Consider the following 25298-nt stretch of genomic DNA (forward strand, 5'->3'; position numbering starts at 1 on the left):
CCAATTGACACTGGCGTGCCTCCCCGGTGGGAGGAATCAATCAATCGAGGCCTAGATATATGAAAAAAGACGACTTTTCCCATCGTTCCCGAACTGTCAACATCTCATCCTTGGAGGCGAGTGTAATGCCATCGAGTGTAAATTACAATTGACACTTTCGGTCCGCGGGGTCTAACTTGATCCCGCCACCGTCTGTCAGGGAGTCGGAGGATGTCGAAGGGAAACGGAGCCGCCGCGAAGGCGGTCCAACTCTACACACCGGAAGAGCGTCGCCGGCGGGATGAAACCGTCTGGACCGTCGTTCAGGGCGTGCTCGCGCCGTTGCAGTTTCTCGTGTTCCTGGTCTCGCTCGCGCTGGTGCTGCGCTACCTCGTGACCGGCGCCGGCTACGAGGCCGCCACGATCTCGGTCGTGATCAAGACCCTTGTGCTTTACACCATCATGGTCACCGGCGCGATCTGGGAGAAGGTGGTCTTCGGCAAGTACCTCTTTGCCAAGGCGTTCTTCTGGGAAGACGTCTTCTCGATGCTGGTGATCTTCCTGCACACGCTGTATCTCTGGGCGCTGCTGACCGGCAATGTCGGCCCGACCGGGCAGATGGTTATCGCGCTCGCGGCCTATGCCGCCTACGTCATCAACGCCGCGCAGTTCCTGTGGAAGCTGCGCCAGGCGCGCCTGCAGGGCCAGGCCGATAGCGCCGAGGTGCCGGCATGAAGGATTTCACGCCCCAGCCCCCGGCCCGGGGCTGCCGCAACGCCCCCGTCCTGAAGGAGCGCGGCCAGCGCGAGGTGTTCTGCGGGTTGACCGGCATCATCTGGCTGCACCGCAAGATGCAGGACGCCTTCTTTCTGGTCGTGGGCTCGCGCACCTGCGCGCACCTGCTGCAATCGGCCGCTGGCGTCATGATCTTCGCCGAGCCGCGCTTCGGCACCGCCATCCTCGAGGAAAAGGATCTCGCGGGGCTGGCCGACGCCAATGCCGAGCTCGACCGCGAGGTCGACCGCCTGCTCTCGCGCCGCCCCGACATCAAGCAGCTTTTCCTCGTCGGCTCCTGCCCGTCCGAGGTCATCAAGCTCGACCTCCATCGCGCGGCCGAGCGGCTGACCGAACGCCACGCCCCCCATGTGCGGGTGATGAACTATTCCGGCTCGGGCATCGAGACGACCTTCACCGAGGGCGAGGATGCCTGTCTGGCCACGATGGTGCCGACGCTGCCCGACAGCGACGAGCGCCAGCTTCTGATGGTGGGTGCGCTGCCGGACGTGGTCGAGGACCAGGCGCTGGGCCTCTTGCGCGACATGGGCGTCGGGCCTGTCCGCTGTCTGCCCGCCCATCGCGCGGCCGAGGCGCCGGGCGTGGGGCCGAACACCGTGGTCGCCCTGACTCAGCCCTTCCTGAACGAGACCGCCCAACTCTTGGAACGTCGCGGCGCCCGCATCCTGCCCGCGCCCTTCCCCTTCGGCGAAGAGGGCACCACCGCCTGGCTCTGGACCGTCGCGCAGGAATTCGGCGTGGATGCCGACACCTTCGCCCGCGTCACTGACGCCCCGCGCTCCCGCGCGCGAAAGGCCATCGCGGCCGCGGCCGAGACGCTGTCGGGCAAGTCGATCTTCTTCTTCCCCGATAGCCAGCTCGAAATCCCTCTCGCCCGTTTCCTCACGCGGGAATGCGGCATGGCGGCGGTCGAGGTCGGCGCGCCCTTCATCAACAAGCAGCTCGTCGGCCCCGATCTTGACCTTCTGGAAGAGGGCCCGGTGCTTGCCGAAGGGCAGGACGTGGACCTGCAGCTTGACCGTTGCAAGGCCGCGCGGCCCGACCTGACGGTGTGCGGGCTCGGCCTCGCCAACCCGCTGGAGGCCGAGGGCCTGGCCACGAAATGGGCCATCGAGCTCGTCTTCACCCCGGTCCATTTCTACGAACAGGCGGGCGATCTCGCCGGTCTCTTTGCCCGGCCGCTGCGGCGGCGCGAGGTTCTGAGCGGGTTGGAGGGTGTGGCATGAAGCTGACCGTCTGGACCTATGAAGGCCCGCCCCATGTCGGCGCGATGCGCGTCGCCACGGGGATGAAGGGCCTGCACTACGTCCTGCATGCGCCGCAGGGCGACACCTATGCGGACCTGCTGTTCACGATGATCGAGCGGCGCAACCACCGCCCGCCGGTCAGCTACACGACCTTTCAGGCGCGTGACCTGGGCGCGGACACCGCGAACCTGTTCAAGACGGCGCTGCACGACGCGCATGCCCGGTTCCAGCCGCAGGCGATGATCGTCGGTTCCTCCTGCACCGCCGAACTGATCCAGGACGACCCCGAGGGGATGTCGGCCGCGATGGACCTCGGCATTCCGGTGATCCCGCTGGAACTGCCCAGCTACCAGCGGAAGGAGAATTTCGGCACGGACGAGACGTTCTTCCAGATCGTCAAACGGCTGGCCAAGCCGATGGAGCGCACCGCGCATGTGTCGGCCAACCTGATCGGCCCCACCGGCCTCGGCTTCCGCCACCGCGACGACATCACGGAAGTGACCGCGCTGCTGGAAGAGATGGGCATCAGCGTGAACGTCGCCGCCCCGATGGGGGCGACACCGGCCGATATCGCCCGCATGGGGGCCGCGCATTTCAACGTGCTGATGTATCCCGAGCATGCCGAAACCGCGGCGCGCTGGGCCGAGAAGAACCTGGACCAGCCCTACACCAAGGTTGTGCCCATCGGCGTCGGCGCCACGCGCGACTTCATCGAGGAAGTGGCGAAACTGGCCGGTGTCGCGCCGAAGACGGACGATGCCCGCCTGCGGATGCCCTGGTACTCGCGTTCGGTCGATTCGACCTACCTGACCGGCAAGCGCGTCTTCCTGTTCGGCGACGCGACGCATGTGAAATGCATGGCCCGCGTCGCCCGTGACGAGATGGGCTTCGAGGTGGTCGGCCTCGGCTGCTACAACCGCGAATTCGCCCGCGACATCCGCGCGCTGGCCAAGGAGTACGGCGTCGAGGCGCTGATCACCGACGATTACCTCGAGGTCGAACAGGCGATCGAGGAACTGGCGCCCGAGATGATCCTCGGGACGCAAATGGAGCGCCATATCGGCAAGCGTCTGGGAATCCCCTGCGCGGTGATCTCGGCGCCGGTGCATGTGCAGGACTTCCCCGCCCGCTACAGCCCGCAGATGGGGTGGGAGGGTGCCAACGTGATTTTCGATACGCTGGTCCATCCGCTGGTGATGGGCCTCGAAGAGCACCTGCTGCACATGTTCCGCGAGGATTTCGAGTTCCACGACGAGGCCGGCGCCTCGCACCATGGCGGGCAGGCCAAGCTGCGCGCCGTCGATGCGGCGCCCGCGCCCGAAGCCGCGCAACCCGCCGCGGCCGCGCCACCGGCCGAGGGCGATATCGTCTGGCTGTCGGACGCGGAGAAGGAACTCAAGAAGATCCCGTTCTTCGTGCGCGGCAAGGCCAAGCGGAACACCGAGAAATTCGCGCTCGAGAAGGGCGTGCACGAAATCAGCGTCGAAACCTTGTACGAGGCAAAGGCCCACTATGCGCGATGATCGCCATATCCCCGGTTACCGAGTCGTCATCGTCACGCTGGATTCGCACTCGGCCGGTCCCGCCGCCCGTGTCACGGAACGCCTGCGCGACGACTTTCCGGGGCTGACCGTCTCGGTCCATGCCGCGGCGACCTGGGCCGAGAACCCCGATGCTCTGGCCCGGGCCAAGGACGATGTGCGCCACGGCGACATCATCATTGTGAACCTGCTGTTCATCGAGGAGCATATCACCGCGATCCTGCCCGACCTGCAGGCGCGGCGGGACGACTGTGACGCGATGATCGGGATCATCGCCGACAAGCAGGTCGTCCAGCTGACAAGGATGGGCGATCTCGACATGACCAAGCCCGCCTCGGGGCCGATGAAGCTTCTGAAGAAGCTGCGCGGCTCCAAGGAGGGCACGAACGGCGCGCCCAAGGGCAATGGCGAGAAGCAGATGGCGATGCTGCGCCGCCTGCCCAAGATGCTGCGCTATGTGCCGGGCAAGGCGCAGGACCTGCGCGCCTGGTTCCTGACAATGCAGTACTGGCTGGGCGGCTCGGACGACAATGTCGAGCAGATGGTGCGCTTCCTGATCTCGCGCTACGCCCATGACGCGACCTGGCGCGGCGGCCATTCCGAAGCGCCCATCGATTACCCCGAGGTCGGCCTGTATCACCCCGATATCCCCCATCGGATCACGACCGACCCCGCCGACCTGCCGCGCACCCAAACCCCCGTGGCCACGGTCGGCGTCCTGCTGATGCGCTCGTATATCCTCGCCTCGGACACCGCCCATTACGATGCGGTCATCCGGGCGCTCGAGGAGCGGGGCATCCGCGTGATCGCGGCCTTTGCGGGCGGACTGGACGCGCGCCCCGCGGTCGACGCCTATTTCAAGGGCGAGGACGGGGTTCATGTCGACGCGCTGGTCTCGCTCACCGGCTTCAGCCTGATCGGTGGCCCGGCCTATAACGACAGCGAGGCCGCGGTCGAGGTGCTCAGCGGGCTCGACGTGCCTTACGTCGCCGCGCACCCGCTGGAATTCCAGACGCTGGGGCAATGGAGCGCGTCCTCGGGCGGCCTCGGCCCGGTCGAGACGACAATGCTGATCGCGCTGCCCGAACTGGACGGCGCGATTTCGCCCACCGTCTTCGGCGGCCGTCATGGTCCCGAGGGCTGCCAGGGCTGCCCCAAGGCCTGCGCCTGCCAGGCCGACAGCAAGGAGATGGCGGCCTGTTCCGAGCGGGTGGCCACGCTGGCCGCCCGGGTAGAGCGGCTTGCCCGCCTGCGTCGGTCCGAAGTCGCGGCCCGCAAGGTGGGCGTCATCCTCTTCGGCTTCCCGCCGAACGCGGGCGCTGTCGGCACCGCCGCCTATCTTTCGGTCTTCGAGAGCCTGTTCAACACCCTCCACAGGATGAAGGACGAGGGCTACGACGTCGGCGAATTGCCCGGCAGCGTGGAGGAATTGCGCGACTCGATCCTCGAGGGAAATGCCCGCCAGTACGGGCAGGAGGCGAATGTCTGCGCCCATGTGCCCGCCGACGACCTGGTGCGCGGCACCCCGTGGTTGAGCGAAATCGAGGAAGTCTGGGGCCCCGCGCCGGGCAAGATCCGCTCGGACGGGCGCGGGGTGTTCGTGCTGGGGCGCGAGTTCGGCAAAGTCTTCGTGGGCGTGCAGCCGACCTTCGGCTACGAGGGCGACCCGATGCGCCTTCTGTTCGAGAAGGGCTTTGCCCCGACGCATGCGTTCAGTGCCTTCTACCTCTGGCTCAAGAACAGCTTCCGCGCCGATGTGCTCTTGCATTTCGGGATGCACGGCGCGCTGGAATTCATGCCCGGCAAGCAGGCCGGCATGGGCGCGCGCGACTGGCCCGACCGGCTGATCGGCGACATGCCGAACGTCTATCTCTACGCGTCCAACAACCCGTCGGAGGCGACGCTGGCCAAGCGGCGGTCCAACGCGGTGACGGTCACCCACCTGACGCCGCCGCTGGCGTCGTCGGGGCTCTACAAGGGGTTGCAGGAACTCAAGGACAGCCTGACCCGCTGGCGCAACACGCAGCCTGACTCGCCCGAAATGGCCGACCTGGAAGAGTTGATCCGGGTGCAGGCCGAGGCGGTGGACATGGGCGGCACGCCGCCCGAGGCGTTGTGGCTGAAGCTCCTGGAAACCGAGGACGCGCTGATCCCCGACGGTCTGCACGTGCTGGGCCGGCCGGTCTCGGATGACGAGCGCGCCGAGCATCTGCGGGTGATGTGCGAGACCGACGACGAGACGCGCGAGCGCGTCGATCAGTGGCTGCAGCAGGACACGGAACTGCCGGCGCTGATGCGCGCGCTGTCGGGTCGCTACATCCAGCCGGTCCCGGGCGGCGACCTGATCCGCTCGGCCGAGGTGCTGCCCACGGGCCGCAACATCCACGCCTTCGACCCGTTCCGCATGCCCACGCAATTCGCCATGCAGGAGGGTGCGAAACAAGCCCAGAAACTGCTGGACGCGCATGAAAGCCTGCCGCGCTCGGTGGCGATGGTCCTGTGGGGGTCGGACAACATCAAGTCGGATGGCGGCCCGATCGCGCAGGCGATGGCGCTGATGGGCGCCAGGCCCCGCTTCGACGGCTACGGCCGGCTCTGCGGCGCCGACCTCGTGCCGCTGGAGGAATTGGGGCGCCCGCGCGTTGATGTCGTAATGACGCTCTCGGGCATTTTCCGCGACCTTCTGCCGCTGCAGACCCGGATGCTGGCCGAGGCTGCTTGGAAGGCCGCGATGGCCGAGGACGAACCGCTCGAGATGAACTACATCCGCGCCCATTCGCTGGCCCATGCCGAGAAGATGGGCGTCGACATGGAAACGGCGTCGCTGCGCGTGTTCTCGAATGCCGAGGGGGCCTATGGCTCCAACGTCAACGGACTGGTGGATTCGGGTGCCTGGGGCGACGAGGATGAGTTGGCCGACGCCTACGAGGCGCGCAAGAGCTATGCCTATGGCCGCGACGGCAAATCCAAGGCCAACGCCGCGCTTCTGCAGCAGACGCTGAAGGACGTGGACGTCGCCTACCAGAACCTCGAAAGCGTGGAACTGGGGGTGACCACCGTCGACCACTATTTCGACACGCTCGGCGGCATTTCCCGCGCCGTGAAGCGCGCCAAGGGGTCCGAGGCCGCCGTCTATATCGGCGACCAGACCCGCGGCGAGGGCAAGGTTCGCACCCTGAAGGAGCAGGTCGATCTCGAAACCCGGTCGCGCAGCCTGAACCCCAAGTGGTTCGAGGGCATGCTGAAGCACGGGCACGAAGGCGTGCGCCAGATCGAGGCGCAGGTCACCAACACCCTCGGGTGGTCGGCAACGACCGGCCAGGTGGAGCCCTGGGTGTATCAACGGCTGTCGGAAACCTTCGTCCTCGACGACGAGATGCGCAAACGGCTGGCCAGCCTGAACCCCGCCGCAAGTGCGAAACTGGCCAACCGCCTGCTGGAGGCGCATGACCGCGACTACTGGCAACCCGACGCCGAAACCCTGGCCGCGCTGCAGGCGGCCGCAGACGAGCTGGAAGACCGGCTCGAAGGAATTGCGGCCGAATAGAGCCGCGAATGGAGGGAACCAATGAGCCCCAGAGATGAAATTCCGGCGCTGAAGGGCGAGGACGGCGAAGGCTCCGTCCAGGTCCATCAGGACCCGTCCATGAAGATCGAGGGCGCCAAGGTCTTTTCGGTCTACGGCAAGGGCGGGATCGGCAAGTCGACGACCTCGTCGAACCTGTCGGTCGCCTTCTCGATGCTCGGCAAGCGGGTATTGCAGATCGGCTGCGACCCCAAGCACGACTCCACGTTCACCTTGACCGGGCACCTGCAGTCCACGGTGATCGACGTTCTGAAGGACGTGGATTTTCACCCCGAGGAGTTGCGCCCCGAGGATTTCGTGACCGAAGGCTTCAACGGCGTGCAATGCGTCGAGGCGGGCGGCCCGCCCGCGGGCACCGGGTGCGGCGGCTACGTGGTCGGGCAGACCGTCAAGCTGTTGAAGCAGCACCACATGCTGGAAGATACCGACGTGGTGATCTTCGACGTGCTCGGCGACGTGGTCTGCGGCGGCTTCGCCGCGCCCCTGCAGCATGCCGACCGCGCGGTGATCGTGACCGCCAACGATTTCGACTCGATCTACGCGATGAACCGGATCATCGCCGCCGTGCAGGCCAAGTCCAAGAACTACAACGTCCGCCTCGCGGGCTGCATCTGCAACCGGTCCGAAGGCACCGACCAGGTCGACAAGTATTGCGATCGCGTCGGCTTCAACCGGATCGCGCATATGCCGCTGGTGGACGCGATTCGCCGGTCGCGGCTGATGAAGAAGACGCTTTTCGCGATGCCCGACGACGACGACATCGTCGCCTGCCGCAAGGAATACATCCGCCTCGCCGAGACGCTGTGGAACGGGACCGAGCCGCTGGCGCCCGAACCGCTGCCCGACCGCGAGATCTTCGAGCTTCTCGGGTTCGATTGAGGAACGCCCGCCGATGGACAGCTACGCCCGCACACGTGAACGGCTGGAACACTACTTCGACCGCACCGCGGCGAAGACGTGGGAGAGGCTGACCTCCGACGCGCCGGTGTCGCGCATCCGCCAGACGGTGCGCGAGGGACGCGACCAGATGCGCGCCGCGATGCTTTCGCGCCTGCCGGACGACCTGACCGGCGCCCGCGTCCTGGACGCCGGCTGCGGCGCCGGGCCGATGACGCTCGAACTGGTGCAACGGGGCGCCGAGGTCGTCGCGGTGGACATCTCGCAAAGCCTGCTCGACGTGGCGAAGAGCCGCATCCCGTCGAAGTATCACGGCCAGATCACCTTCGTGGCGGGCGACATGCTGTCCGACAGGCTGGGCCGGTTCGACTACGCCATGGCGATGGACAGCCTGATCCACTACAAGGCGCCCGATATCGCCGCGGCGCTGGGGAAACTCGCACCGCGGACGCGCGGCAAGGTCGTCTTCACCGTGGCGCCCAAGACACCGCTGTTGTCGGCGATGCACGTCACCGGCAAGCTGTTCCCGCGCTCGGACCGGTCGCCGCGCATCATTCCCCATTCCGAGGCCCGCATCGCCACCGCGCTGCGCAAGGCCGGCGTGAAAGGGCACCTGCGGCCGGTCGCACGCGTGGCCAAGGGCTTCTACATCTCCCAGGCGATGGAGCTTGAGCCATGATCCTGGGCGCCAAGAAGATGGCCCAGCTGGGCATTCGCTATCTGCCCTTCGCCGACGCGGTATCCGAGGACTTCCCGTTGCGCGACGTGCTGCGCCTGTCGCTGTTCCAGGTCTCGGTCGGCATGGCCACGGTCATGCTGCTGGGCACGCTGAACCGCGTGATGATCGTGGAGCTGTCGGTGCCGGCGATGGTGGTGGCGATGATGATCGCGCTGCCGGTGATGACCGCGCCGTTCCGGGCGCTGATGGGCTTCAAGTCCGACAACTACCGCTCGGCGATCGGCTGGAAGCGCATCCCCTACATGTGGTTCGGCACGCTCTGGCAGATGGGCGGGCTGGCGGTGATGCCGTTCGCGCTGATCGTGCTGTCGGGCGACCAGACACTGGGTCCCGCCTGGGCGGGCGAGGCGCTGGCCGCCGCATCCTTCCTGATGACGGGCCTCGGCATCCACATGACCCAGACGGTGGGCCTTGCGCTTGCCTCGGACCGCGCCAATGACGAGACCCGGCCGCGGGTCGTCGCACTGCTTTACGTGATGTTCCTGATCGGCATGGGCGTGTCGGCCATCGTGATCGGCTGGCTCTTGCGCGACTTCTCCCAGCTGACGCTGATCCGCGTCGTGCAGGGGGCGGCGGTGGCGACCGTGGTGCTGAATCTCGTCGCGCTGTGGAAGCAGGAGCCGATGAACCCGATGAGCAAGGCGGAACGGTCCACCCGGCCGCCGAGCTTCGGCGATGCCTGGCAGGACTTCGCCCGCGGCGGACGTGCCGGCCGGCTGCTGGCCGTGGTCGCTCTGGGCACGCTGGGCTTCAACATGCAGGACGTGCTGCTCGAACCCTATGGCGGCGAGGTTCTCGGGCTGTCGGTGTCCTCCACCACCCTTCTGACCGGCACCTGGGCCATCGGGGCGTTGGCGGGATTCGCCCTTGCCGCGCGCTGGCTGTTGCAGGGCGTCAACCTCTACCGCATGGGCGCCAGCGGCATCCTCGCCGGAATCGGGGCCTTCACGGCGGTGATTCTGGCCGGGCCGCTCGGCTCGGCGCCGCTGTTCTTTGCCGGGGCCTGTGGCATCGGTTTCGGCGGTGGGCTGTTCGCGGTCGCAACGCTGACCGCGGCGATGTCGATGCCCGTCGATGGCAAGGCCGGTCGTGGCCTGGCACTCGGCGCCTGGGGCGCGGCCCAGGCCACGGCGGCGGGCCTCGCGGTGGCGATCGGCGGCACGCTGCGCGACGTCGTCGGCCATTTCGCGATGGCCGGTACGTTCGGCGAAGGGCTGAACACCCCGGCCACCGGATACGCGGCGGTCTACCACATTGAGATCGTCCTGCTGTTCGTGACACTCATTGTCCTGGGGCCGCTCGTGCGGCCACAGGATCGCAATCATCCCAACGGGGATGCCTCGGCCAAGATCGGGCTGGCCGACTTCCCAACCTGACCCGGAGGACCGAACCCATGGTCAACGCATTTTTCGGAAACTTCGATCTCGCCAGTCTGTCCATCTGGTCGTTCTGGCTGTTCTTCGCTGGGCTTGTCTTCTATCTCCAGCGGGCCAACATGCACGAGGGCTACCCGCTCGAGGACGAGCTGGGCAACCCCGCGCCGAACCAGGGCATGTTCCCGTTGCCCGAGAAGAAGACCTACAAGCTGCCCCACGGGCAGGGTGAACTGACCGTCCCGAACGGCCAGACCGACCCTCGGAACAAGGACCTGGCGCTGCGCAGGGCGACCCAGAACAATGGCTATCCGCTGGAGCCGACCGGCGACCCGATGAAGGACGGCGTCGGCCCGGCCGCCTGGTGCGCGCGCAAGGACGAACCCGAACTGACGGGCCAGGGCCATCCCAAGATCCAGCCCCTCGCGGCGCTCAAGGGCTTCAAGGTCAGCGCCGGGCGCGACCCGCGCGGCATGCCGGTGGTCGCCGCCGATGGCGAAACCGTCGGCTCCTGTGTCGATCTCTGGGTTGACGAACCCGAGGCCGTCGTGCGCTATCTCGAAATCGAACTGGACAACGAACATGGCGGTGGCCGCCGTCTGCTGCCGATGCCGCTGGCGCAGATCGCGTGGTTCGGCAAGCCGGCCGTCAAGGTCCACTCGATCTACGGCAAGCACTTCGCCGACGTGCCGACGATCAAGTCGACGACCCAGGTGACCAAGCTCGAGGAAGAGAAGGTCAGCGCCTACTATGCCGGCGGCAAGCTCTACGCCGACCCGGAAGAGCGGCTGGAGCCGCAGCTCTAGGAGCGCAAAACGATGTCCCACGACGATTTCGCCATCGAACCGATCAGGGGCCTGCCCGAAGAACTGCCGGAGGGGGAAGAAATCCTCTGGCAGGGCTCCCCGAACTGGTGGGCGCTGGCCCGCGAGAGCCTCGCGCTCTACTGGGTGGCGGGATATTTCGTCGTGCTGTTCCTCTGGAGGGTGATCGTCGCCACAGAGACCATGTCCCTGTCCCAGGCGGCGGTCGCCTCGTCCTTCTTCCTGTTCCTCGGGGGGTTCGTCTGCGCGCTGTTGATGATGACGGCCTTCGTCCAGTCCAGGGCGGCGGTCTACACCGTCACCAATCGGCGGGTTGCGCTTCGGATCGGGGCGGCGCTTTCGATGACGCTGAACCTGCCCTACACGTGGATCGGCAACGCCAACCTGGACCTGCGGAAGTCCGGGACAGGAACGATCGCGTTCGAGTTGATGGGGACCACCCGGTTCTCGTACCTTTTGTGTTGGCCGCATGTTCGCCCTTGGCGGATGGCTCGCACGGAACCCGCGTTCCGCTGCATCCCTGAAGCGGCAAAGGTCGCAAGACTGATCGCCGACGCAGCGGAAACGCGGGTCTCCGAACCGAAGATCACGCGCGTCGGAGACGATGCGCTGGCCGCAGAGTAGGAACGACCATGGCAGCGACCGACCCGCGCAGATACCCGCAGCGGCAGGACCCGGACAAGATCCCCCCGGTCCTGATCAAGGCGATGTTCGCGCTCGTGTTGTTCTCGCTGGCGGTGGTGACCTATGCCCGGATCACCGACAAGCCCCTGGCGGCCATGCCCGACGCGACCGCGCCGGTGGCCGCGGAACGCATGATCGTGCTGGAAGGCAGCATGACCGGGGCGGCGACGGTCTACGACACCGAGGGCAACGTCATCCACGAATTCGACTCCGAACAGGGCGGTTTCATCGCCGGAGTCTGGCGGGTGCTGCAACGCGAGCGGGGCAAGATCGACGCCCCGGCCGATGCGCCCGTACGTCTCGTCCGCTACGAAGGCGGACGGCTCTCTCTGTACGACGACCTGACGGGTTGGCGTGCGGAACTGATCGGCTTCGGTGCCGATAACGCGGCAGCTTTCGCGCGGCTGCTGGACTGAAGGGGGAGGGAGACATGGCCCCCATCACAAAAAACAGGGAACCAAGAAATGGGACTTTTCACCCGAGAGAAGGAGACCGCACCCTGCACGGTTGAGGTTTCCCACAAGTTCGAGAGCCTTCACGCTCACGTCCGGTTCAACAACGGGGCCGTCGTCCACCCGGGCGACGAGGTGCTGGTTCACGGCCCCGAGATCATGGCCCCCTATGGCGAGGTCGTGACAGAGGATCGCACCGCCACCATCACCCGCGCCTCGGCCGTCGAACGGCTCTGGACGCGGCTGACCGGCGATTTCGAGTTCATGGAGCTTTGCGAGTTCTCCTTCTCCGAGGAGGCGACGCTATGAACGTCCATACCGCCGACGCCACCACCGTCGAGGAAGGTCTCGCGATCCAGGAAAAGCAGGCTGTTCTCGATTCCGAATCCGCGACCGCCGTCGCGATGCAGGACACCCTGCTGACGCCCCGCTTCTACACCACCGATTTCGACGAGCTCGACTCGGTCGACGTGACCCCGGTGCGCGAGGACTGGGACCAGCTCATCGAGGAAATGAAGGCCGACCCCAACAAGGGCCACTTCAAGAAGGACGAGAATTGGGACCATGTCGACTGGGACGCCATGGACCCGGCGCTCAAGAAGGAGTTCATCGACTTCCTGATCAGCTCCTGCACGGCGGAGTTCTCGGGCTGCGTCCTTTACAAGGAAATGAAGCGGCGCGGCAACAACCGCGACATCACCGAGTTGTTCCAGCTGATGGCGCGCGACGAGGCGCGGCATGCGGGTTTCATCAACGATGCGCTGCGCGAGGCGGGCATCGCGGTGAACCTGGGCTTCCTGACGCAGAAGAAGAAATATACCTATTTCCGGCCCAAGTTCATCTACTACGCCACCTACCTGTCGGAAAAGATCGGCTACGCCCGCTACATCACGATCTATCGCCACCTCGAGGCGCATCCCGAAAAGCGATTCCACCCGATCTTCAAGTGGTTCCGCGAGTGGTGCAATGACGAGTTCCGCCACGGCGAGGCCTTCGCGCTCCTGATGAAGACCGACCCGAAACTGACCTCGGGCGTGAACGTCTGGTGGATCAAGTTCTTCCTGACCGCGGTCTACGCCACCATGCATGTCCGCGACCACCAGCGCCCGGCCTTCCACAAGGCGCTGGACGTCGATACCGACTGGTACGGGCAGGAAGTGTTCCGCAAGACCTCGGAACTGTCCAAGCAGGTCTTCCCGATCACTCTGGACATCGAACATCCGCGCTGGATGAAAGGGCTGAAGACGCTTCAGGCGGCCTCGGCGCAGGTGGATGCGGGCAAGAAGCACGGCGGTCTCGGCGGGAAGCTCACGCAATGGTCCGGGTCGGCCAAGGCGGCCTGGGCCTTCGCGATGCTCTACACGATTCCGGCCAAGCGGCACGAGGTGCCCGCCAAGACGCGATTGGAGCCCGTCTATTGATCAGTTCGGCATGGTTTGCGGCTCTGGCAGCCCTGTTCATCTGGTGGTTCTCCACCGGGGCGATTCTGTTGGTCGTGCGCCGTGCCGAACATCGGGGCCGTCTGGCCCACCTGCGGGCGACGGTCATGGCTCTGCCCCTCATGGGGGGCGGGGTCTGGCTGTTCGAGTTGACGCGCCATCTGGAAACGGTGGCGTCCGCCTATCTCGCTTTCTTCGCGGCCATTGCCATCTGGGGGTGGGTGGAACTGGCCTTCCTGACGGGCGTCGTCGCCGGGCCGAACACCACCCATTGCCACGACGGGGCCCGTGGATGGGAGCGGTTCATCCGCGCCTACGGCACCATCGCCTACCATGAGACCTTGCTGGTCCTGATCCTGTTCGTGATGCTGGTGACCAGCTATGCGGCCCCCAACTCGGTCGGGCTCTGGACCTTCATCGTGCTGTTCTTCGCCCGGATCTCGGCCAAATTGAACCTGTTTCTGGGCGTTCCCAAGATCAATCTGGAGTTCATTCCACAGGTGCTGGCCCATGTACCCAGCCACTTCCGAATCTCCCGGTTGAACTGGCTGTTTCCGTTCTCGGTCTCGTTCATGACCTTCGCGGTCTATTGCTGGGCCGAACGGCTCTATTCGGCCACGACGCCACACGAGGTTGTCGGCTTTGCGCTGCTGGCGGCGATCACCGCGCTTGCGTTGCTCGAACACTGGCTGATGGTCCTGCCGCTGCCGGACGAACGGCTCTGGCGCTGGATGCTGCCGACCCGGAAGGCGGCCGGCGAAGCGCGCAAGAGCCGGCGGGACGACCTTCGCGACGCGTGACGGCCTGCGACAGGCGGTCGCACCGGTGCCGGCTGCCGGGCGCCCGTCGCGTGCACCCTGGGGTCGAAGGCGTTTTCCTGGCGATATTGGAACCATTCCAGACTGCGAAGGGCTGCCCGCTCGGGGTCCTTCGCGCGCCGATGACCCCGCAACGCCCCTGAAGGCGCGGGCCGATAGCGAAAAACAATCCCTTTTGGGGGTTTGACCTTCCCGCGACTGCACTCCATGGTATGCACGCACGATCCGAGTCAGGGAGACACTCTATGAAAACCCACTTCGTTCTTGTCGCGGCCGCCGCCCTGGCCGCAAGCCCCGCGCTTGCCGTCGAGGCGACCGGAGACGCCGCCGCCGGCGAGAAGGCGTTCCGCCAGTGCATCACCTGCCACGTCGTCGTGAACGACGAAGGCGAGACGCTGGCCGGCCGCAACGCCAGGGTTGGGCCGAACCTTTACGAAGTTCCCGGGCGGCATGCCGGCGCGATCGAGGATTTCCGCTACTCCTCGTCGATGGAAGAGGCCGGCGAAAAGGGCCTTGTCTGGACCGAGGAAGAGTTCGTGAAATACACGCAGGACCCGACCGCCTACCTGCGCGAGTACCTGGGCGACTCCAAGGCCCGCGGGGCGATGACGCACAAGGTCCGCAAGGAAGATGAGGCGGTCGACATCTTCGCCTACCTGGCAAGCCTCGGCGTTCACGAGGAGTAACGCCGAAGAGCCGCTGCGTTTTCGGGCCGCCGGTAGGTTCCGGCGGCCATTTTCGTGCGGTCTCAGAGATGCGCGTCGAGAAACGACACGATCCGTGCTGTGACCTCTTCGGGCGCTTCCTCGTGGGCGAGGTGACCGAGGCCGGGCAGGCGAAGGAACTCGGCCCGGGGCAGCCGTTCGGCTGCGCGGGCCGAGCTCGATGGCGGCACGGCCCGGTCGGCTTCGCCCACGATCAGCAGTGTCGGCACCTCGATACCGGGAAGGTCGTGCCCCAGCCCGTCAAGCGTCCATTGCGCCACCATGGCCAGCGTCGCATCGGTGTGGTGGCGGTCGGCCACCAGCTTGCGGTAGAGCGCCAGCCCTTCGGGCGAGAGTTGACTGCCGAGCCCGCCGATCATGTATTCCACCCCGGTTGCGTTCCCAAGCCAGCGTGAAATCTCGGGCGCGGAGAACGGGTTAAGCGCCATCATCCGCGCCATCACCGGGAACAGCCAACCGGCCATCCCCTTGAAATTCTCCAGCGCCGCGTTGATCCCGACGATGGCCTTGGGCGGGCGCTTGAGGTCGCGCACCATTCGCAGCGCGATCGCCGCGCCCGCCGAATGGCCCACGATCGCGTCGGGAAGCAGGCCCTCGCCGTCGAGCAGCGCGGAGATATCCTGGCTCATCGCGTCGAGACCGCAGCGCTGCCGGGCGCCCAGCTTGGTGAAGCCCTGGCCGGGCAGGTCGAGCGCCACGACGTGGTAGTGCCGGGTCAGACTCGGAAACACGTCCCGCCAGCTATGCGTGGCCCCCCCGGTGCCGTGCAGCAGGACCACAACGGGACCGTCGCCCGCCTCCTGGATATGCCAGTAATGCGGCCGGTGACGCACGAAGCGGGAATGCTCCCGGTTCGACCAGTCGGTTCCGTCCCGGGTCCAGTCCATGGGGTACCTTCAGGCGTCTAGGGCGGCCGATACGGCGGTCGAGAGCCGGTCGGCATCGGCCCTCGGTAACGGAATGTAGGGGGCGCCCAGCGTCTCGGCCAGCGCCTTGAGCGCGCGTTCTGGGCGCTGGCCCATGTCGATCACCATCGCCGGATATCCGTTCATGCGCAGCGCGGTCGCCATCCGTGTCGCGTCCTCTCCCGCCATCGCCCGGTTGGCCGAGCCGTCGAGCGCGATATTGGCACGCCCGTCCGTCATCAATGCGACGGTCGGCGTCATGCCGCGCCCCTTGGCCTGGATCGCGACCTCCAGCGCCATCTTCAGCCCGGCGGCCAGCGGCGTGCCGCCCCCGCCCGGCAGCGCCGCCAGCCGGCGCTTGGTCTGGACGAGCGAGCGGGTGGGCGGCAGCAGCAATTCCGCCCCTTCGCCACGGAAGGCCACCAGCGCGACGTGGTCGCGCCGCGCATAGGCTTCGGCCAGCAGGATTTCCACCGCGCCCTTGGCCTCGGCCAGGCGGGTCATGGCGGCCGAGCCGGAGGCGTCGACCACGAAGATCAGCAGGCGGTCGGATTTCTCCTCGAAGCGCTTGATGCGGAAATCGTCCGACCGGATGTGCAGCGACCGCTCGAACCGGCTTTCCCGCTTTCGGATGGTCTGCCAAGGCGCCGCGGCGCGCAAGGTCGAGATCACGTCCAGCCGGGAGCCGGAGTCGAGCCGTCCGCGCCGCGACGGGATCGGCCGGCCGCGCCGGTTGCCCTTGCGCTTGGCCCCCGCGCCGGCACTGCCCCCGGCGCCGCGATTGGCCTTTTTCGAGGCGAGCATCGCCAGCAGGTCGGCGGGCAGGGTGGCCTTGGCGGCCTCCAGCAGGATGTCTTGCAGCGGCAGGTCGTCCAGCGACTGGCCCTCGCCTTCGTCCTGTTCGCCCTTGTCGGGCTCCGGCTCCGGCTCGGGCGGGGTGGGGTCCTGTTCGGGCGGCTGGTCCTGTTCGTCTTCGGGGAATTGCGTGGCGCGCGGACCGAGGACAAGCTGCACCGCCGCCGTCAGGTCGTCGGCCTCCACCTCGTCATTGCCGGCGATGGCCGCCAGCGCCCGGGCGGTGCGCAGCGCCAGCATCGGGGCGCGCATCGAATGCACGCCGAGCCGCGCGGCCAGCAGCGTCAGGTCCTCCAGCACCTTGTCGGCGGCCCGCACCGAGCGCAGCCGATTTCGCGCCTCGGCCAGCGCGGCGTCGTCCAGCACGATCTCGTCGGTCTGGCCGAAGGACAGGGCGTCCAGGTCGACATGCAGCGCCAGCCGGTCGGTCAGCGCCTCGGGCAGCGTTTCCTGCGGCTCGGCGCCCTCGTCCAGCGCGATCAGGCAATGTCCGGTTCCCCGGTCTATCGCGCCGGCCAGCCGCGCGGCGAGGCCCGGCTGGGTGCGCTCGGCCATCGGCAGCAGCAGAATGGCCGGCTCCGCCAGCACCCCGGCGCGCTCCACCAGCTTGCCCGAGGACAGCGTCGCGGTCAGGTCGATGCCGCCGAAAAGCTGTTCGTCGCCGATCGACGGGTGCAGACGGCGGATCGGCAGCGGGAGCGCGGGCAGCGCCTCGATCAGCCGGTCGCGCACGGGGCCCGAGCGCGCGCGCATCCACAACCCGCCGAGGCCGGCGGGGTCGACCGCCAGCGCGTTCAGGCCGACCTCGACCCGCGTCCAGACCGACTCGTCAGGCAGGCTCACCCAGCACCTCCTCGACGACGCGGGAAACGCGTGTGGTCGAGCCCGCCTCGTCCAGCGGATCGCGGCGCAGGCGGTGGCGCAGGGCCGACGGCGCCACCTTGCGCACGTGGTCGCGCCCGACCTTGTCGGCGCCCTCGAAGGCGGCCAGCGCGCGCGCGGCCTTGAGCAGGGTGAGTTCCCCGCGCAACCCGTCCGATCCCAGCGCCAGGCACAGCTCGGCGCAATCGCGCAGCACCGCGTCGTCGCTTTCCATCGCCTTCAGGTGGTCGCGCGCGGCGAGGATCTTGTCGCGCAGCTCCGAATCGGTCGCCCGCCATTGCTCCATGAAGCCGTCATAGTTCATCTCGTAGGCGTCGCGGCGGCGGATCACCTCGATCCGAGTGTCGATGTCCTTGGGCGATTCCACCTCGACGGACAGGCCGAACCGGTCGAGAAGTTGCGGGCGCAACTCGCCTTCCTCGGGGTTGCCGGACCCGACGAGCACGAAGCGCGCCGGATGCCGGATCGAGAGCCCTTCGCGTTCGACCACGTTCTCGCCCGACTGGGCGACGTCCAGCAGCAGGTCGACGATGTGGTCCTCCAGCAGGTTCACCTCGTCGATATAGAGATAGCCCCGATTCGCCCGCGCCAGAAGCCCCGGCTCGAACGCCTTTTCCCCGCTGGTCAGCGCCTTCTCGATGTCGAGCGCGCCGACCACCCGGTCCTCTGTCACGCCCAGCGGCAGGTCCACGACGGGGGTGGGCCGCGTGACGATCTCGTGCGAGGTCAGATGCGCCCAGTCCGGGCACGTGTCGAGCGAGGGCGAGTTGACCGGGCAACTCGCGACCGCATGGATCGGCGGCAGAAGGGCGGCCAGCGCGCGCACGGCGGTCGACTTGCCGGTGCCGCGGTCGCCGAACACAAGAACGCCACCGATCCCCGGGTCGATCGCCGTGAGGATCATCGCCTGCTTCATCTCCTCCTGCCCGACGATGGCGGAGAAGGGAAAGGGTTGGGTCATGCGGTCTCTTCTACTTTCTTCTTCGGCGCCTTTTTCTTGGGTGCCGGCTTGGGTTGCGCGTCTCCCCCGGGCGCGGCGTTCAACCGCTGAACCGGGCTTCCGCCCTCCCACGTACCCTCTTCTTCGAGAATGTTGAAGCGGGCATAGAGCTCTTCCTTGAACCAGTTGCCTTCGCGGACGTGTTTCACCGCCCGGCCATGCGGGCAGTCGCCATGGGCGAAGCTCGTCATCTCGCGCTTGTTGTTCCACAGCGAGAAGGTCACCTGCTGCACCCAGGGCACCTCGGCCATGCCGATATGGAAGGCGCAGTTGGGATGCTCGGCCACGATCGACTGGATGTCGGGCACCTCGGCCCAGAACTGCAGCGCAATCGGCAGCTTGACGGTGGCGCGCGTCAGTACCGCCATGTTGCCGGTTTCGTCGGCCTTTTCGGTCGGGCGCAGGGGCTTGACGCCGGACCATTCGCCCTTGGTCGAGATCGGCGTGAGATAGATCGTGTAGGTCTCGCAGCTATGGTCGCGGAGGCTGCGATGGGTGACGCTGCCCTGCAAACCCGCCCTGGCCGTCTCCATGTCCGGCCAGACACAGAGAATCGCGTTGACGTCGACGTTGGGCTTGGGGTTGAAGCCGGCATCCGAGCCGGTGCCGAGGAGCTTAAAAAACTCCAGCCCCGGCACATTCTTCAGCGCGAACCTGCCGCGCGCCATCTGGCTCAGCGCCTCGAGCCGACCGGCCCAGTTGTCGTAACGGAAGAAGCTGATGGTAACGACTTGCATTGGCGATTCTCCATGCGCAACTGTCTTTGTCCGTGGCACGTCGGGGTGCGACCGCGCGTTACCTGCCGCCCTCGATACGTATCCGGTAGAACCCGGCAGGCGCATTGTAAACTAAACTAGACAGGTTTAACCTAGCGACATGATGACACGAGTCGATCCCGCCCTGGCGGAGGAAGCGGTCCGGGCCGGCGGCCCAAAGGCCATCGTAATCGGCGCCGGGCTGGGGGGTCTGGCGGCGGCAATGCGCCTTGGCGCGAAGGGCTACAAGGTCACGGTGATCGACAAGCTCGACGTCCCCGGCGGGCGCGGCTCGGCGATCTGGCAGGACGGCCACCGGTTCGACCTGGGCCCCACCATCGTCACCGTGCCCTGGGTGTTCGAGGAGTTGTGGAGAGCCTGCGGGCGCGACTTCCATCGGGACGTCAAGCTGGTCCCGATGGACCCGTTCTACGAGATCGTCTTCCCCGACGGCGAACGCTTCCGCGCCTGCCAGGACACCGAGAAGATGCGCGCCGAGGTGGCCCGTCTCTCGCCCTCCGACCTCGCGGGATACGACCAGTTCCTGAAAGACAGCGAAAAGCGCTACTGGTTCGGGTTCGAGCAACTGGGCCGCAAACCGATGCACAAGTGGGCGGACCTTGCGAAGGTTCTGCACACCTTCGGCCTGCTGCGCGCCGACAAGTCGGTCTATGCCCATGCCGCAAGCCGGGTAAAGGACGAACGCCTGCGCATGGCGCTGTCGTTCCATCCGCTCTTCATCGGGGGCGACCCGTTCAACGTCACCTCGATGTATATCCTCGTCAGCTACCTCGAAAAGGAATTCGGGGTGCATTACGCGATGGGCGGCGTCGCCGCGATCGCCAAGGCCATGGCCGACGTGATCGAATCCCAGGGCGGCGTCATGCGCCTGGGGACCGAGGTGGACGAGATCACGGTCGAACGCCAGAAGCAGTCGCACAAGGTCACCGGCGTAAAGCTGGCCTCGGGCGAAGCGATCAAGGCCGATCTCGTGGTGTCGAATGCCGATGCCGGGTTCACCTACAATCGCTTGCTGCGCAACCATCGCCGCTGGCGCTGGACCGACGATTCGCTTGCGAAGAAGCGCTGGTCCATGGGGCTTTTCGTCTGGTATTTCGGCACCAGGGGAACGCGGGGGATGTGGAAGGACGTGGGCCATCACACCGTGCTGAACGGCCCGCGCTACAAGGGTCTCGTCAAGGACATCTTCTTCCATCAGGAGAAGCTCTGTGACGACATGAGCCTCTATATCCACCGCCCGTCCGTGACCGATCCTTCGGCGGCTCCAGAGGGCGACGACACGTTCTACGCGCTCTCGCCGGTGCCGAACCTGCATACGGACGACCCGGTCGACTGGCAGGCCCATGGCGAACGCTACCGCCAGGCGGTTCAGGACGTCATGGAAGACAAGCTCATGCCGGGCCTCGGCCAGCACATCTCCACCAGCCTCTGTTTCACGCCAGAGACGTTCCGCGACCGCTACCTCTCGCCCTACGGCGCCGGCTTCTCGCTGGAGCCGCGCATCTTCCAGAGTGCGAATTTCCGGCCGCACAACATCTCCGAAGAGGTCGACGGGCTCTACATGGTCGGTGCCGGCACCCATCCGGGCGCGGGGCTGCCCAGCGTCGTCACCTCGGCCGAGGTCTTGTCGAAACTGGTCCCCGACGCCGGCAAAGTCGCGGCGGAATGACGATGATCGACCCCGCGGATCTTGCGCATTGCGAAGCCTCGATCCGCACCGGGTCGTATTCGTTTCACGCGGCCTCGAAACTGCTTCCCGACCGGGTGCGGAACCCCGCGCTCGCGCTTTACGCCTTCTGCCGGCTGACCGACGACGCGGTCGACCTGACCACCGAGAAGACCGCTGCGGTGCTGATGCTGGGCGAGCGGCTGGACCTGATCTATCGCGGCCAGCCCCGGAACGCGCCGACCGACCGCGCCTTCGCGGCCGTGGTCGAGCAGTTCGAGATGCCGCGCACCCTGCCCGAGGCGCTGCTGGAAGGCATGGCCTGGGATGCAATGGGCAAGCGCTACGCGACGCTGTCGGAGGTCTACGCCTATTCCGCGCGCGTCGCCGCCGCGGTGGGTGCGATGATGACGGTCCTGATGGGGGTGCGCTGTCCGCATACCCTGGCGCGGGCCTGCGATCTCGGCGTCGCGATGCAACTGTCGAACATCGCGCGCGATGTCGGCGAGGATGCGCGCGAGGGGCGGGTCTACCTGCCGACCGACTGGATGGCGGAGGCCGGTCTCGACGTCGACGCCTTCCTGTCCGACCCGCGTCCGACGCGCCAGATTCGGCGGTTCGTCAAGGCGCTCATCGCCGATGCGAACCGCCTGTATTTCCGCGCGGAGCCGGGTATCGCCGAACTGCCGCTCGACTGCCGGCCGGGCATCTTCGCCGCGCGCCACATCTACGCCGCGATCGGGCGCGAGGTGGCGCGGGTTCACCATGACAGCGTCACCCGCCGCGCCTACACGACCAAGGCGCAGAAGATCGGCTGGCTGGCCTATTCCACGCTGCAGGCGGGGGTGGCGACGGTGATGCCGCGCTCGGCCGTGCTCTACGGCAAGCCGCTGCCGGAATGCGCCTATCTGGTGGAGGCCGCGGCCGAACGGCTGCCTTCCGACAACCCGTGGGGCGAGGGGCGCGCGGGCGAGGTCGTCGCGGCGCTGGCGCAGCTCAAGGCGCGCCAGGCCCCGCTTCCCGGTGACGCATTGGCCGGAGGCGAACGCCGCGCTATCTAAGACCCATGCTGTTCGATTTGCCCCTTTTCGCCGTCTTCCTGGTCACCGTCTTCGCTGCGGGGTCCACGGGGGCGTTTTTCTCACCCGGCGACTGGTACGAGCGCCTGTCGAAGCCGGTCTGGACGCCGCCGAACTGGCTGTTCCCGGTTGCGTGGTTCGTGCTCTATGTCTCGATGGCCTACGCGGCGATGCGGGTGGCGGTCTCGGGGCATCCCGAGGCCATTCTGGCCTTGGCGATCTGGGGCTTGCAGATCGTGTTCAACACGCTGTGGTCGCCGGTCTTCTTCGGGCTGCACAGGCTGTTTCCTGCGCTGATCGTGCTGTTCGGCATGTGGGCGTCGGTTCTGGCGATGGTCGTCGCATTCTGGCGGGTCGATCTCTTCGCCGGCCTGCTCGTGGCACCCTACCTCGTCTGGACCAGCTACGCCTTCGCGCTCAATTTTTCGATCTGGCGCCGCAATCCCGACGCAGCCCAGATGGCCGGGGCATGACGGGCTGACAGGCGGCTTTTCTTCTTGGCCGAAATACTCCGGGGGTCTGGGGGCGGTGCCCCCAGCCGGTCGCCTTGGCGTTCGCCAAGGCGAAACAGCTGACCGTCACTGTCAGTCCGTGAACCGCCAACCCGCCCGCCGGGGCACCCGAACCGCCAGCATCGGTTTCAGCAGCGGGCTTGCGAACCGGTTGAGGTCTAGGGCCTCGTGCACGCCCACCATTTCCTCGCCGAAGACCTGCGTGCGAACCGCCGAGCGGCAGTAGAAGGGCGCATCCAGCATGTCGGCCACCTGGCGCGGCGTGTAGCCCGGGTCGGCCCGCGTCTCGCGCCGGACCAGCCATTTCGACCGGGCGAACCGCGTCCGCGGCGGCGCGTCGATCACCTCGGCCGACCCGTCCGCCCCGAAATGCAGCCCCACGGCCAGTTCCGACCCGTCGCGCACGCTGGCGTCGTAGAAGCAGTAGGCGCCGTTGTCGGCCGTCGGGAACCGCCCCCAGGTCCAATAGCTGAAATCGTCCTCCAGCGCGTGGATGCCGAAATTCGCGTCGAAATAGCCATGCCCCGTCCACTGCCAGCCGGGCTGGTTCAGGTCGACCTCGATTTCCGAGGAGGGCGCGAAGGGCCGCCAGACATGGCTGCCGTCCTGCTTGAGCGGCAATTCGACGGACGTAACGGCCGACGGTGTGACCGTCACCCGTCCCTTCAGCCGGTGCATCCGGGGCCAGGCCAGCTCGTCGATGTCGATCACCAGCTTCTCGCCCGTCCAGGTCAGCTTGGACGGCCCCACCTCGAACGTCCGGTCGGTCTGGCGCAGCGCCGCCTGCCCGCGGTCCGTCATGGTCCAGCGCCCGCCCTTTCCGTAGGTGGCGACGTTGATGCAGCAGTGGTTCTCGGGGGTCTTGCGCCCGGACCAGCGGTACCAGGGCGAGAACACCGAGCCGATGAACGAGATGATCGAGATCTGCTGGGTGCCGTCGTGGCTTATGCCGTCGACATACCACCAGGCATAACCGTCGGGCGGGACGTCGAGGTTGAAGCAAGGTCCGTCAAGATCGCCTCGGCCGCGTGCCGTCCGGAGAGGGTTGCCATGGGGATGCCCGCCCCCGGATGCGTCCCGCCCCCCGCCAGGTAGAGCCCCACCACGCGCGTCCGCGCCGTGGGCTTCTTCAACGAGGCTGTCAGCCCGTGCGGGCTCCGCCCGTAAAGGGAACCTTCCGACGCCGGAAACAGCTTCGCGAAGCGGCGCGGTGTCGTCAGCCACTCGGTCGTCGGCGTCGGGTCGAAGGTCAGCCCGAACCGGGCCAGCGTCTCGAAGGTGCGTGTCCGGCACGTCTCTTTCTCCTCGTCTGTCGCCTCGGCCCCGTCGGCCACGGGTGGCCCATTCATAATGATCTCGAACCGTTCCAGCCCCTGCGGCATCTTCGCGCTGCCCCGGTCCTGTGCGCAGATATAGAGCGTGCCGTCCTCGGGCATACGCCCCCCGGCGATCGGGTCGAACTCGGTATGGGGATCGTCGCAGAAAAAGACGTTGTGATGCACGAGCTCCGGGCCGTGGGGCCTGGCCGCGTAGGACCAGACATAAGCCGACAGGCTGCGCGGATGGGTGGCGTCACGGGGCAGCGTGTCCTCGACATCGGTTCCCAGGAGCCCGGCGCCCAGCGCCGCCGGATCGCCGTTGAAGACGACGCAATCGGCGGGCAGGCGCGTGCCATCGTCCAGGTGAACGGCCGTCGCGCGCCCGGCTTGCGTCTCGATCCGCGCCGCCCCGGTGCCGTAGGTGAACGCGGCGCCCTTGTCGCGGGCCAGCCGTTCCAGCGCCTGCGCAAGTTGCTTCATGCCGCCTTCGACGCGCCAGACGCCCTGCGACTCGGCATGCCAGATCAGGCCCAGAAGCGCCGGGCTGCGGAACGGCGATCCGCCCACATAGGTCGCGTAGCGCCCGAACAGCTGCGCCAGCCGCCGATCCGAGAACTGCGCGCCCAGCGATTGCGCCAGCGTCCGGTGCGGCGCCATGTCGAGAATGAGCCGCGGTTGGGTCAGCACATGTGCCGTGAGCGCCCCCTGCGACGGCGTGCCGGCCAGCATCATCGGCCCCTCGAACGCCTCGAAGAGCCGCCGGGCGCGGGCGCAGAAGCCGCGGAACTCGCGCTCGGCCTTGGCGCCCGCGAAGTCGGCGACGGCGGCCGCGCTGGCCTCGGCATCCGAAAACAGGTCCAGCGACGATCCGTCCGGCCACCAGTGCCGCGCCAGAACCTCTTCTCGGTGCAGCGTGACGTAGTCGGACAGCCGCGCGCCGGTGCATTCGAACAGCTCCTCGAAGACCGTGCGCAGCGTCATCACCGTCGGCCCGGCATCCACCGGCCCGGCCGGCGTTTCCATCGTGCGCATCTTGCCGCCGGGTCCCGGTGCCCGGTCCACGACCTGGACATCGAGCCCGGCATGGGCCAGCCGGATCGCCGAGGACAGCCCCCCCATTCCGGCCCCGATCACGACGACTCTCTCGACCGTTCCGGCCATCTTGATCCACCTCAAGGAATGTTGACTCGAAACCATAGACTGTC

General features: G+C 67.0%; 23 protein-coding genes. 17 read left to right on the forward strand and 6 right to left on the reverse strand.

Features of this window, described 5'->3' with window-relative positions:
• Positions 1–210: 210 nt before the first annotated feature.
• From bchF to BUR28_RS13700, 14 genes are all read left to right on the forward strand, one after another.
• Positions 211–714: a 2-vinyl bacteriochlorophyllide hydratase gene (bchF, locus tag BUR28_RS13635; protein WP_074220630.1), complete on the forward strand. Its 504-nt coding sequence runs from the start codon at positions 211–213 to the stop codon at positions 712–714.
• On the forward strand, positions 711–2000 hold the full coding sequence (locus BUR28_RS13640; RefSeq protein ID WP_074220631.1) for a ferredoxin:protochlorophyllide reductase (ATP-dependent) subunit N: 1290 nt from the start codon (positions 711–713) through the stop codon (positions 1998–2000). The genes bchF and BUR28_RS13640 overlap by 4 nt, the downstream gene beginning before the upstream one ends.
• On the forward strand, positions 1997–3544 hold the full coding sequence (bchB, locus tag BUR28_RS13645; RefSeq protein WP_074220632.1) for a ferredoxin:protochlorophyllide reductase (ATP-dependent) subunit B: 1548 nt from the start codon (positions 1997–1999) through the stop codon (positions 3542–3544). Before BUR28_RS13640 ends, bchB begins: the two co-directional genes overlap by 4 nt.
• Positions 3534–7109, forward strand: a complete 3576-nt coding sequence (locus BUR28_RS13650; RefSeq protein ID WP_074220633.1) for a magnesium chelatase subunit H — start codon at positions 3534–3536, stop codon at positions 7107–7109. Before bchB ends, BUR28_RS13650 begins: the two co-directional genes overlap by 11 nt.
• A 21-nt stretch (positions 7110–7130) precedes the next feature.
• Complete coding sequence (bchL, locus tag BUR28_RS13655; protein WP_074220634.1) at positions 7131–8027, forward strand: ferredoxin:protochlorophyllide reductase (ATP-dependent) iron-sulfur ATP-binding protein; 897 nt, start codon at positions 7131–7133, stop codon at positions 8025–8027.
• A 13-nt stretch (positions 8028–8040) separates the two neighbouring features.
• Entirely contained in the window at positions 8041–8724 is a 684-nt protein-coding gene (gene bchM / locus BUR28_RS13660) for a magnesium protoporphyrin IX methyltransferase (protein WP_074220635.1), read from the forward strand.
• On the forward strand, positions 8721–10160 hold the full coding sequence (locus BUR28_RS13665; protein ID WP_074220636.1) for a PucC family protein: 1440 nt from the start codon (positions 8721–8723) through the stop codon (positions 10158–10160). Before bchM ends, BUR28_RS13665 begins: the two co-directional genes overlap by 4 nt.
• Positions 10161–10177: 17 nt before the next feature.
• Entirely contained in the window at positions 10178–10963 is a 786-nt protein-coding gene (puhA, locus tag BUR28_RS13670; protein ID WP_074220637.1) for a photosynthetic reaction center subunit H, read from the forward strand.
• 12 nt (positions 10964–10975) lie between these two features.
• Positions 10976–11605, forward strand: a complete 630-nt coding sequence (gene puhB / locus BUR28_RS13675; protein ID WP_074220638.1) for a photosynthetic complex putative assembly protein PuhB — start codon at positions 10976–10978, stop codon at positions 11603–11605.
• Positions 11606–11613: 8 nt separating this feature from the next.
• Positions 11614–12081 carry a photosynthetic complex assembly protein PuhC gene (gene puhC / locus BUR28_RS13680; RefSeq protein ID WP_074220639.1) on the forward strand — a complete coding sequence of 156 codons (468 nt, stop codon included), beginning with the start codon at positions 11614–11616 and terminating at the stop codon, positions 12079–12081.
• Positions 12082–12129: 48 nt separating this feature from the next.
• Positions 12130–12426 carry a hypothetical protein gene (locus BUR28_RS13685; RefSeq protein WP_074220640.1) on the forward strand — a complete coding sequence of 99 codons (297 nt, stop codon included), beginning with the start codon at positions 12130–12132 and terminating at the stop codon, positions 12424–12426.
• Positions 12423–13538, forward strand: a complete 1116-nt coding sequence (acsF, locus tag BUR28_RS13690) for a magnesium-protoporphyrin IX monomethyl ester (oxidative) cyclase (protein WP_074220641.1) — start codon at positions 12423–12425, stop codon at positions 13536–13538. The genes BUR28_RS13685 and acsF overlap by 4 nt, the downstream gene beginning before the upstream one ends.
• Positions 13535–14356: a putative photosynthetic complex assembly protein PuhE gene (puhE, locus tag BUR28_RS13695; RefSeq protein WP_371441597.1), complete on the forward strand. Its 822-nt coding sequence runs from the start codon at positions 13535–13537 to the stop codon at positions 14354–14356. The genes acsF and puhE overlap by 4 nt, the downstream gene beginning before the upstream one ends.
• Before the next feature lie 263 nt (positions 14357–14619).
• A complete protein-coding gene (locus BUR28_RS13700) occupies positions 14620–15060 on the forward strand; it encodes a c-type cytochrome (protein WP_074220642.1) in 441 nt (146 codons plus the stop codon).
• Positions 15061–15122: 62 nt separating this feature from the next.
• Here the strand turns inward: BUR28_RS13700 and bchO are convergent, their stop codons facing one another.
• From bchO to BUR28_RS13720, 4 genes are read right to left on the reverse strand one after another with little or no spacing between them, the layout of a single operon-like run.
• Positions 15123–15986, reverse strand: coding sequence for an alpha/beta fold hydrolase BchO (bchO, locus tag BUR28_RS13705; protein ID WP_074220643.1), 864 nt, complete (start codon positions 15984–15986; stop codon positions 15123–15125).
• Between the two features lie 9 nt (positions 15987–15995).
• A complete protein-coding gene (locus BUR28_RS13710; protein ID WP_254813752.1) occupies positions 15996–17702 on the reverse strand; it encodes a magnesium chelatase subunit D in 1707 nt (568 codons plus the stop codon).
• The gene (gene bchI, locus BUR28_RS13715) at positions 17689–18702 is read right to left on the reverse strand and encodes a magnesium chelatase ATPase subunit I (RefSeq protein ID WP_074220644.1); all 1014 of its coding nucleotides are present in this window, start codon (positions 18700–18702) and stop codon (positions 17689–17691) included. Before bchI ends, BUR28_RS13710 begins: the two co-directional genes overlap by 14 nt.
• On the reverse strand, positions 18699–19478 hold the full coding sequence (locus BUR28_RS13720) for a hypothetical protein (RefSeq protein ID WP_074220645.1): 780 nt from the start codon (positions 19476–19478) through the stop codon (positions 18699–18701). The genes bchI and BUR28_RS13720 overlap by 4 nt, the downstream gene beginning before the upstream one ends.
• A gap of 139 nt (positions 19479–19617) precedes the next feature.
• Between BUR28_RS13720 and BUR28_RS13725 the strand changes: the two genes are divergently transcribed.
• Genes BUR28_RS13725 through BUR28_RS13735 form a run of 3 tightly spaced genes read left to right on the forward strand, consistent with a single transcriptional unit; the run spans position 19618 to position 22735 of the window.
• A complete protein-coding gene (locus BUR28_RS13725; RefSeq protein WP_074220646.1) occupies positions 19618–21186 on the forward strand; it encodes a phytoene desaturase in 1569 nt (522 codons plus the stop codon).
• A 2-nt stretch (positions 21187–21188) separates the two neighbouring features.
• The gene (gene crtB, locus BUR28_RS13730) at positions 21189–22244 is read left to right on the forward strand and encodes a 15-cis-phytoene synthase (protein ID WP_074220647.1); all 1056 of its coding nucleotides are present in this window, start codon (positions 21189–21191) and stop codon (positions 22242–22244) included.
• A 5-nt stretch (positions 22245–22249) separates the two neighbouring features.
• Positions 22250–22735: a tryptophan-rich sensory protein TspO gene (locus BUR28_RS13735; protein ID WP_074220648.1), complete on the forward strand. Its 486-nt coding sequence runs from the start codon at positions 22250–22252 to the stop codon at positions 22733–22735.
• A 111-nt stretch (positions 22736–22846) separates the two neighbouring features.
• On the opposite strand, the gene crtC is transcribed toward BUR28_RS13735, so the two are convergent.
• Positions 22847–23722 (reverse strand): carotenoid 1,2-hydratase, encoded by an 876-nt coding sequence (gene crtC, locus BUR28_RS13740; RefSeq protein WP_074221659.1) that lies wholly within the window; start codon positions 23720–23722, stop codon positions 22847–22849.
• Positions 23719–25254 (reverse strand): 1-hydroxycarotenoid 3,4-desaturase CrtD, encoded by a 1536-nt coding sequence (gene crtD / locus BUR28_RS13745; protein ID WP_074220649.1) that lies wholly within the window; start codon positions 25252–25254, stop codon positions 23719–23721. The genes crtC and crtD overlap by 4 nt, the downstream gene beginning before the upstream one ends.
• Positions 25255–25298: the final 44 nt, after the last annotated feature.

Source organism: Rhodovulum sp. ES.010, assembly GCF_900142935.1.
GTDB lineage: Bacteria > Pseudomonadota > Alphaproteobacteria > Rhodobacterales > Rhodobacteraceae > Rhodovulum.

Bases quoted from the DNA above. Each gene is read 5' to 3' on its own strand.
- bchF (WP_074220630.1), top strand. From the start codon at position 211: ATGTCGAAGGGAAACGGAGCCGCCGCGAAGGCGGTCCAACTCTACACA.
- BUR28_RS13640 (WP_074220631.1), top strand. From the start codon at position 711: ATGAAGGATTTCACGCCCCAGCCCCCGGCCCGGGGCTGCCGCAACGCC.
- bchB (WP_074220632.1), top strand. From the start codon at position 1,997: ATGAAGCTGACCGTCTGGACCTATGAAGGCCCGCCCCATGTCGGCGCG.
- BUR28_RS13650 (WP_074220633.1), top strand. From the start codon at position 3,534: ATGCGCGATGATCGCCATATCCCCGGTTACCGAGTCGTCATCGTCACG.
- bchL (WP_074220634.1), top strand. From the start codon at position 7,131: ATGAGCCCCAGAGATGAAATTCCGGCGCTGAAGGGCGAGGACGGCGAA.
- bchM (WP_074220635.1), top strand. From the start codon at position 8,041: ATGGACAGCTACGCCCGCACACGTGAACGGCTGGAACACTACTTCGAC.
- BUR28_RS13665 (WP_074220636.1), top strand. From the start codon at position 8,721: ATGATCCTGGGCGCCAAGAAGATGGCCCAGCTGGGCATTCGCTATCTG.
- puhA (WP_074220637.1), top strand. From the start codon at position 10,178: ATGGTCAACGCATTTTTCGGAAACTTCGATCTCGCCAGTCTGTCCATC.
- puhB (WP_074220638.1), top strand. From the start codon at position 10,976: ATGTCCCACGACGATTTCGCCATCGAACCGATCAGGGGCCTGCCCGAA.
- puhC (WP_074220639.1), top strand. From the start codon at position 11,614: ATGGCAGCGACCGACCCGCGCAGATACCCGCAGCGGCAGGACCCGGAC.
- BUR28_RS13685 (WP_074220640.1), top strand. From the start codon at position 12,130: ATGGGACTTTTCACCCGAGAGAAGGAGACCGCACCCTGCACGGTTGAG.
- acsF (WP_074220641.1), top strand. From the start codon at position 12,423: ATGAACGTCCATACCGCCGACGCCACCACCGTCGAGGAAGGTCTCGCG.
- BUR28_RS13700 (WP_074220642.1), top strand. From the start codon at position 14,620: ATGAAAACCCACTTCGTTCTTGTCGCGGCCGCCGCCCTGGCCGCAAGC.
- bchO (WP_074220643.1), bottom strand. From the start codon at position 15,986: ATGGACTGGACCCGGGACGGAACCGACTGGTCGAACCGGGAGCATTCC.
- bchI (WP_074220644.1), bottom strand. From the start codon at position 18,702: ATGACCCAACCCTTTCCCTTCTCCGCCATCGTCGGGCAGGAGGAGATG.
- BUR28_RS13720 (WP_074220645.1), bottom strand. From the start codon at position 19,478: ATGCAAGTCGTTACCATCAGCTTCTTCCGTTACGACAACTGGGCCGGT.
- BUR28_RS13725 (WP_074220646.1), top strand. From the start codon at position 19,618: ATGATGACACGAGTCGATCCCGCCCTGGCGGAGGAAGCGGTCCGGGCC.
- crtB (WP_074220647.1), top strand. From the start codon at position 21,189: ATGATCGACCCCGCGGATCTTGCGCATTGCGAAGCCTCGATCCGCACC.
- BUR28_RS13735 (WP_074220648.1), top strand. From the start codon at position 22,250: ATGCTGTTCGATTTGCCCCTTTTCGCCGTCTTCCTGGTCACCGTCTTC.
- crtD (WP_074220649.1), bottom strand. From the start codon at position 25,254: ATGGCCGGAACGGTCGAGAGAGTCGTCGTGATCGGGGCCGGAATGGGG.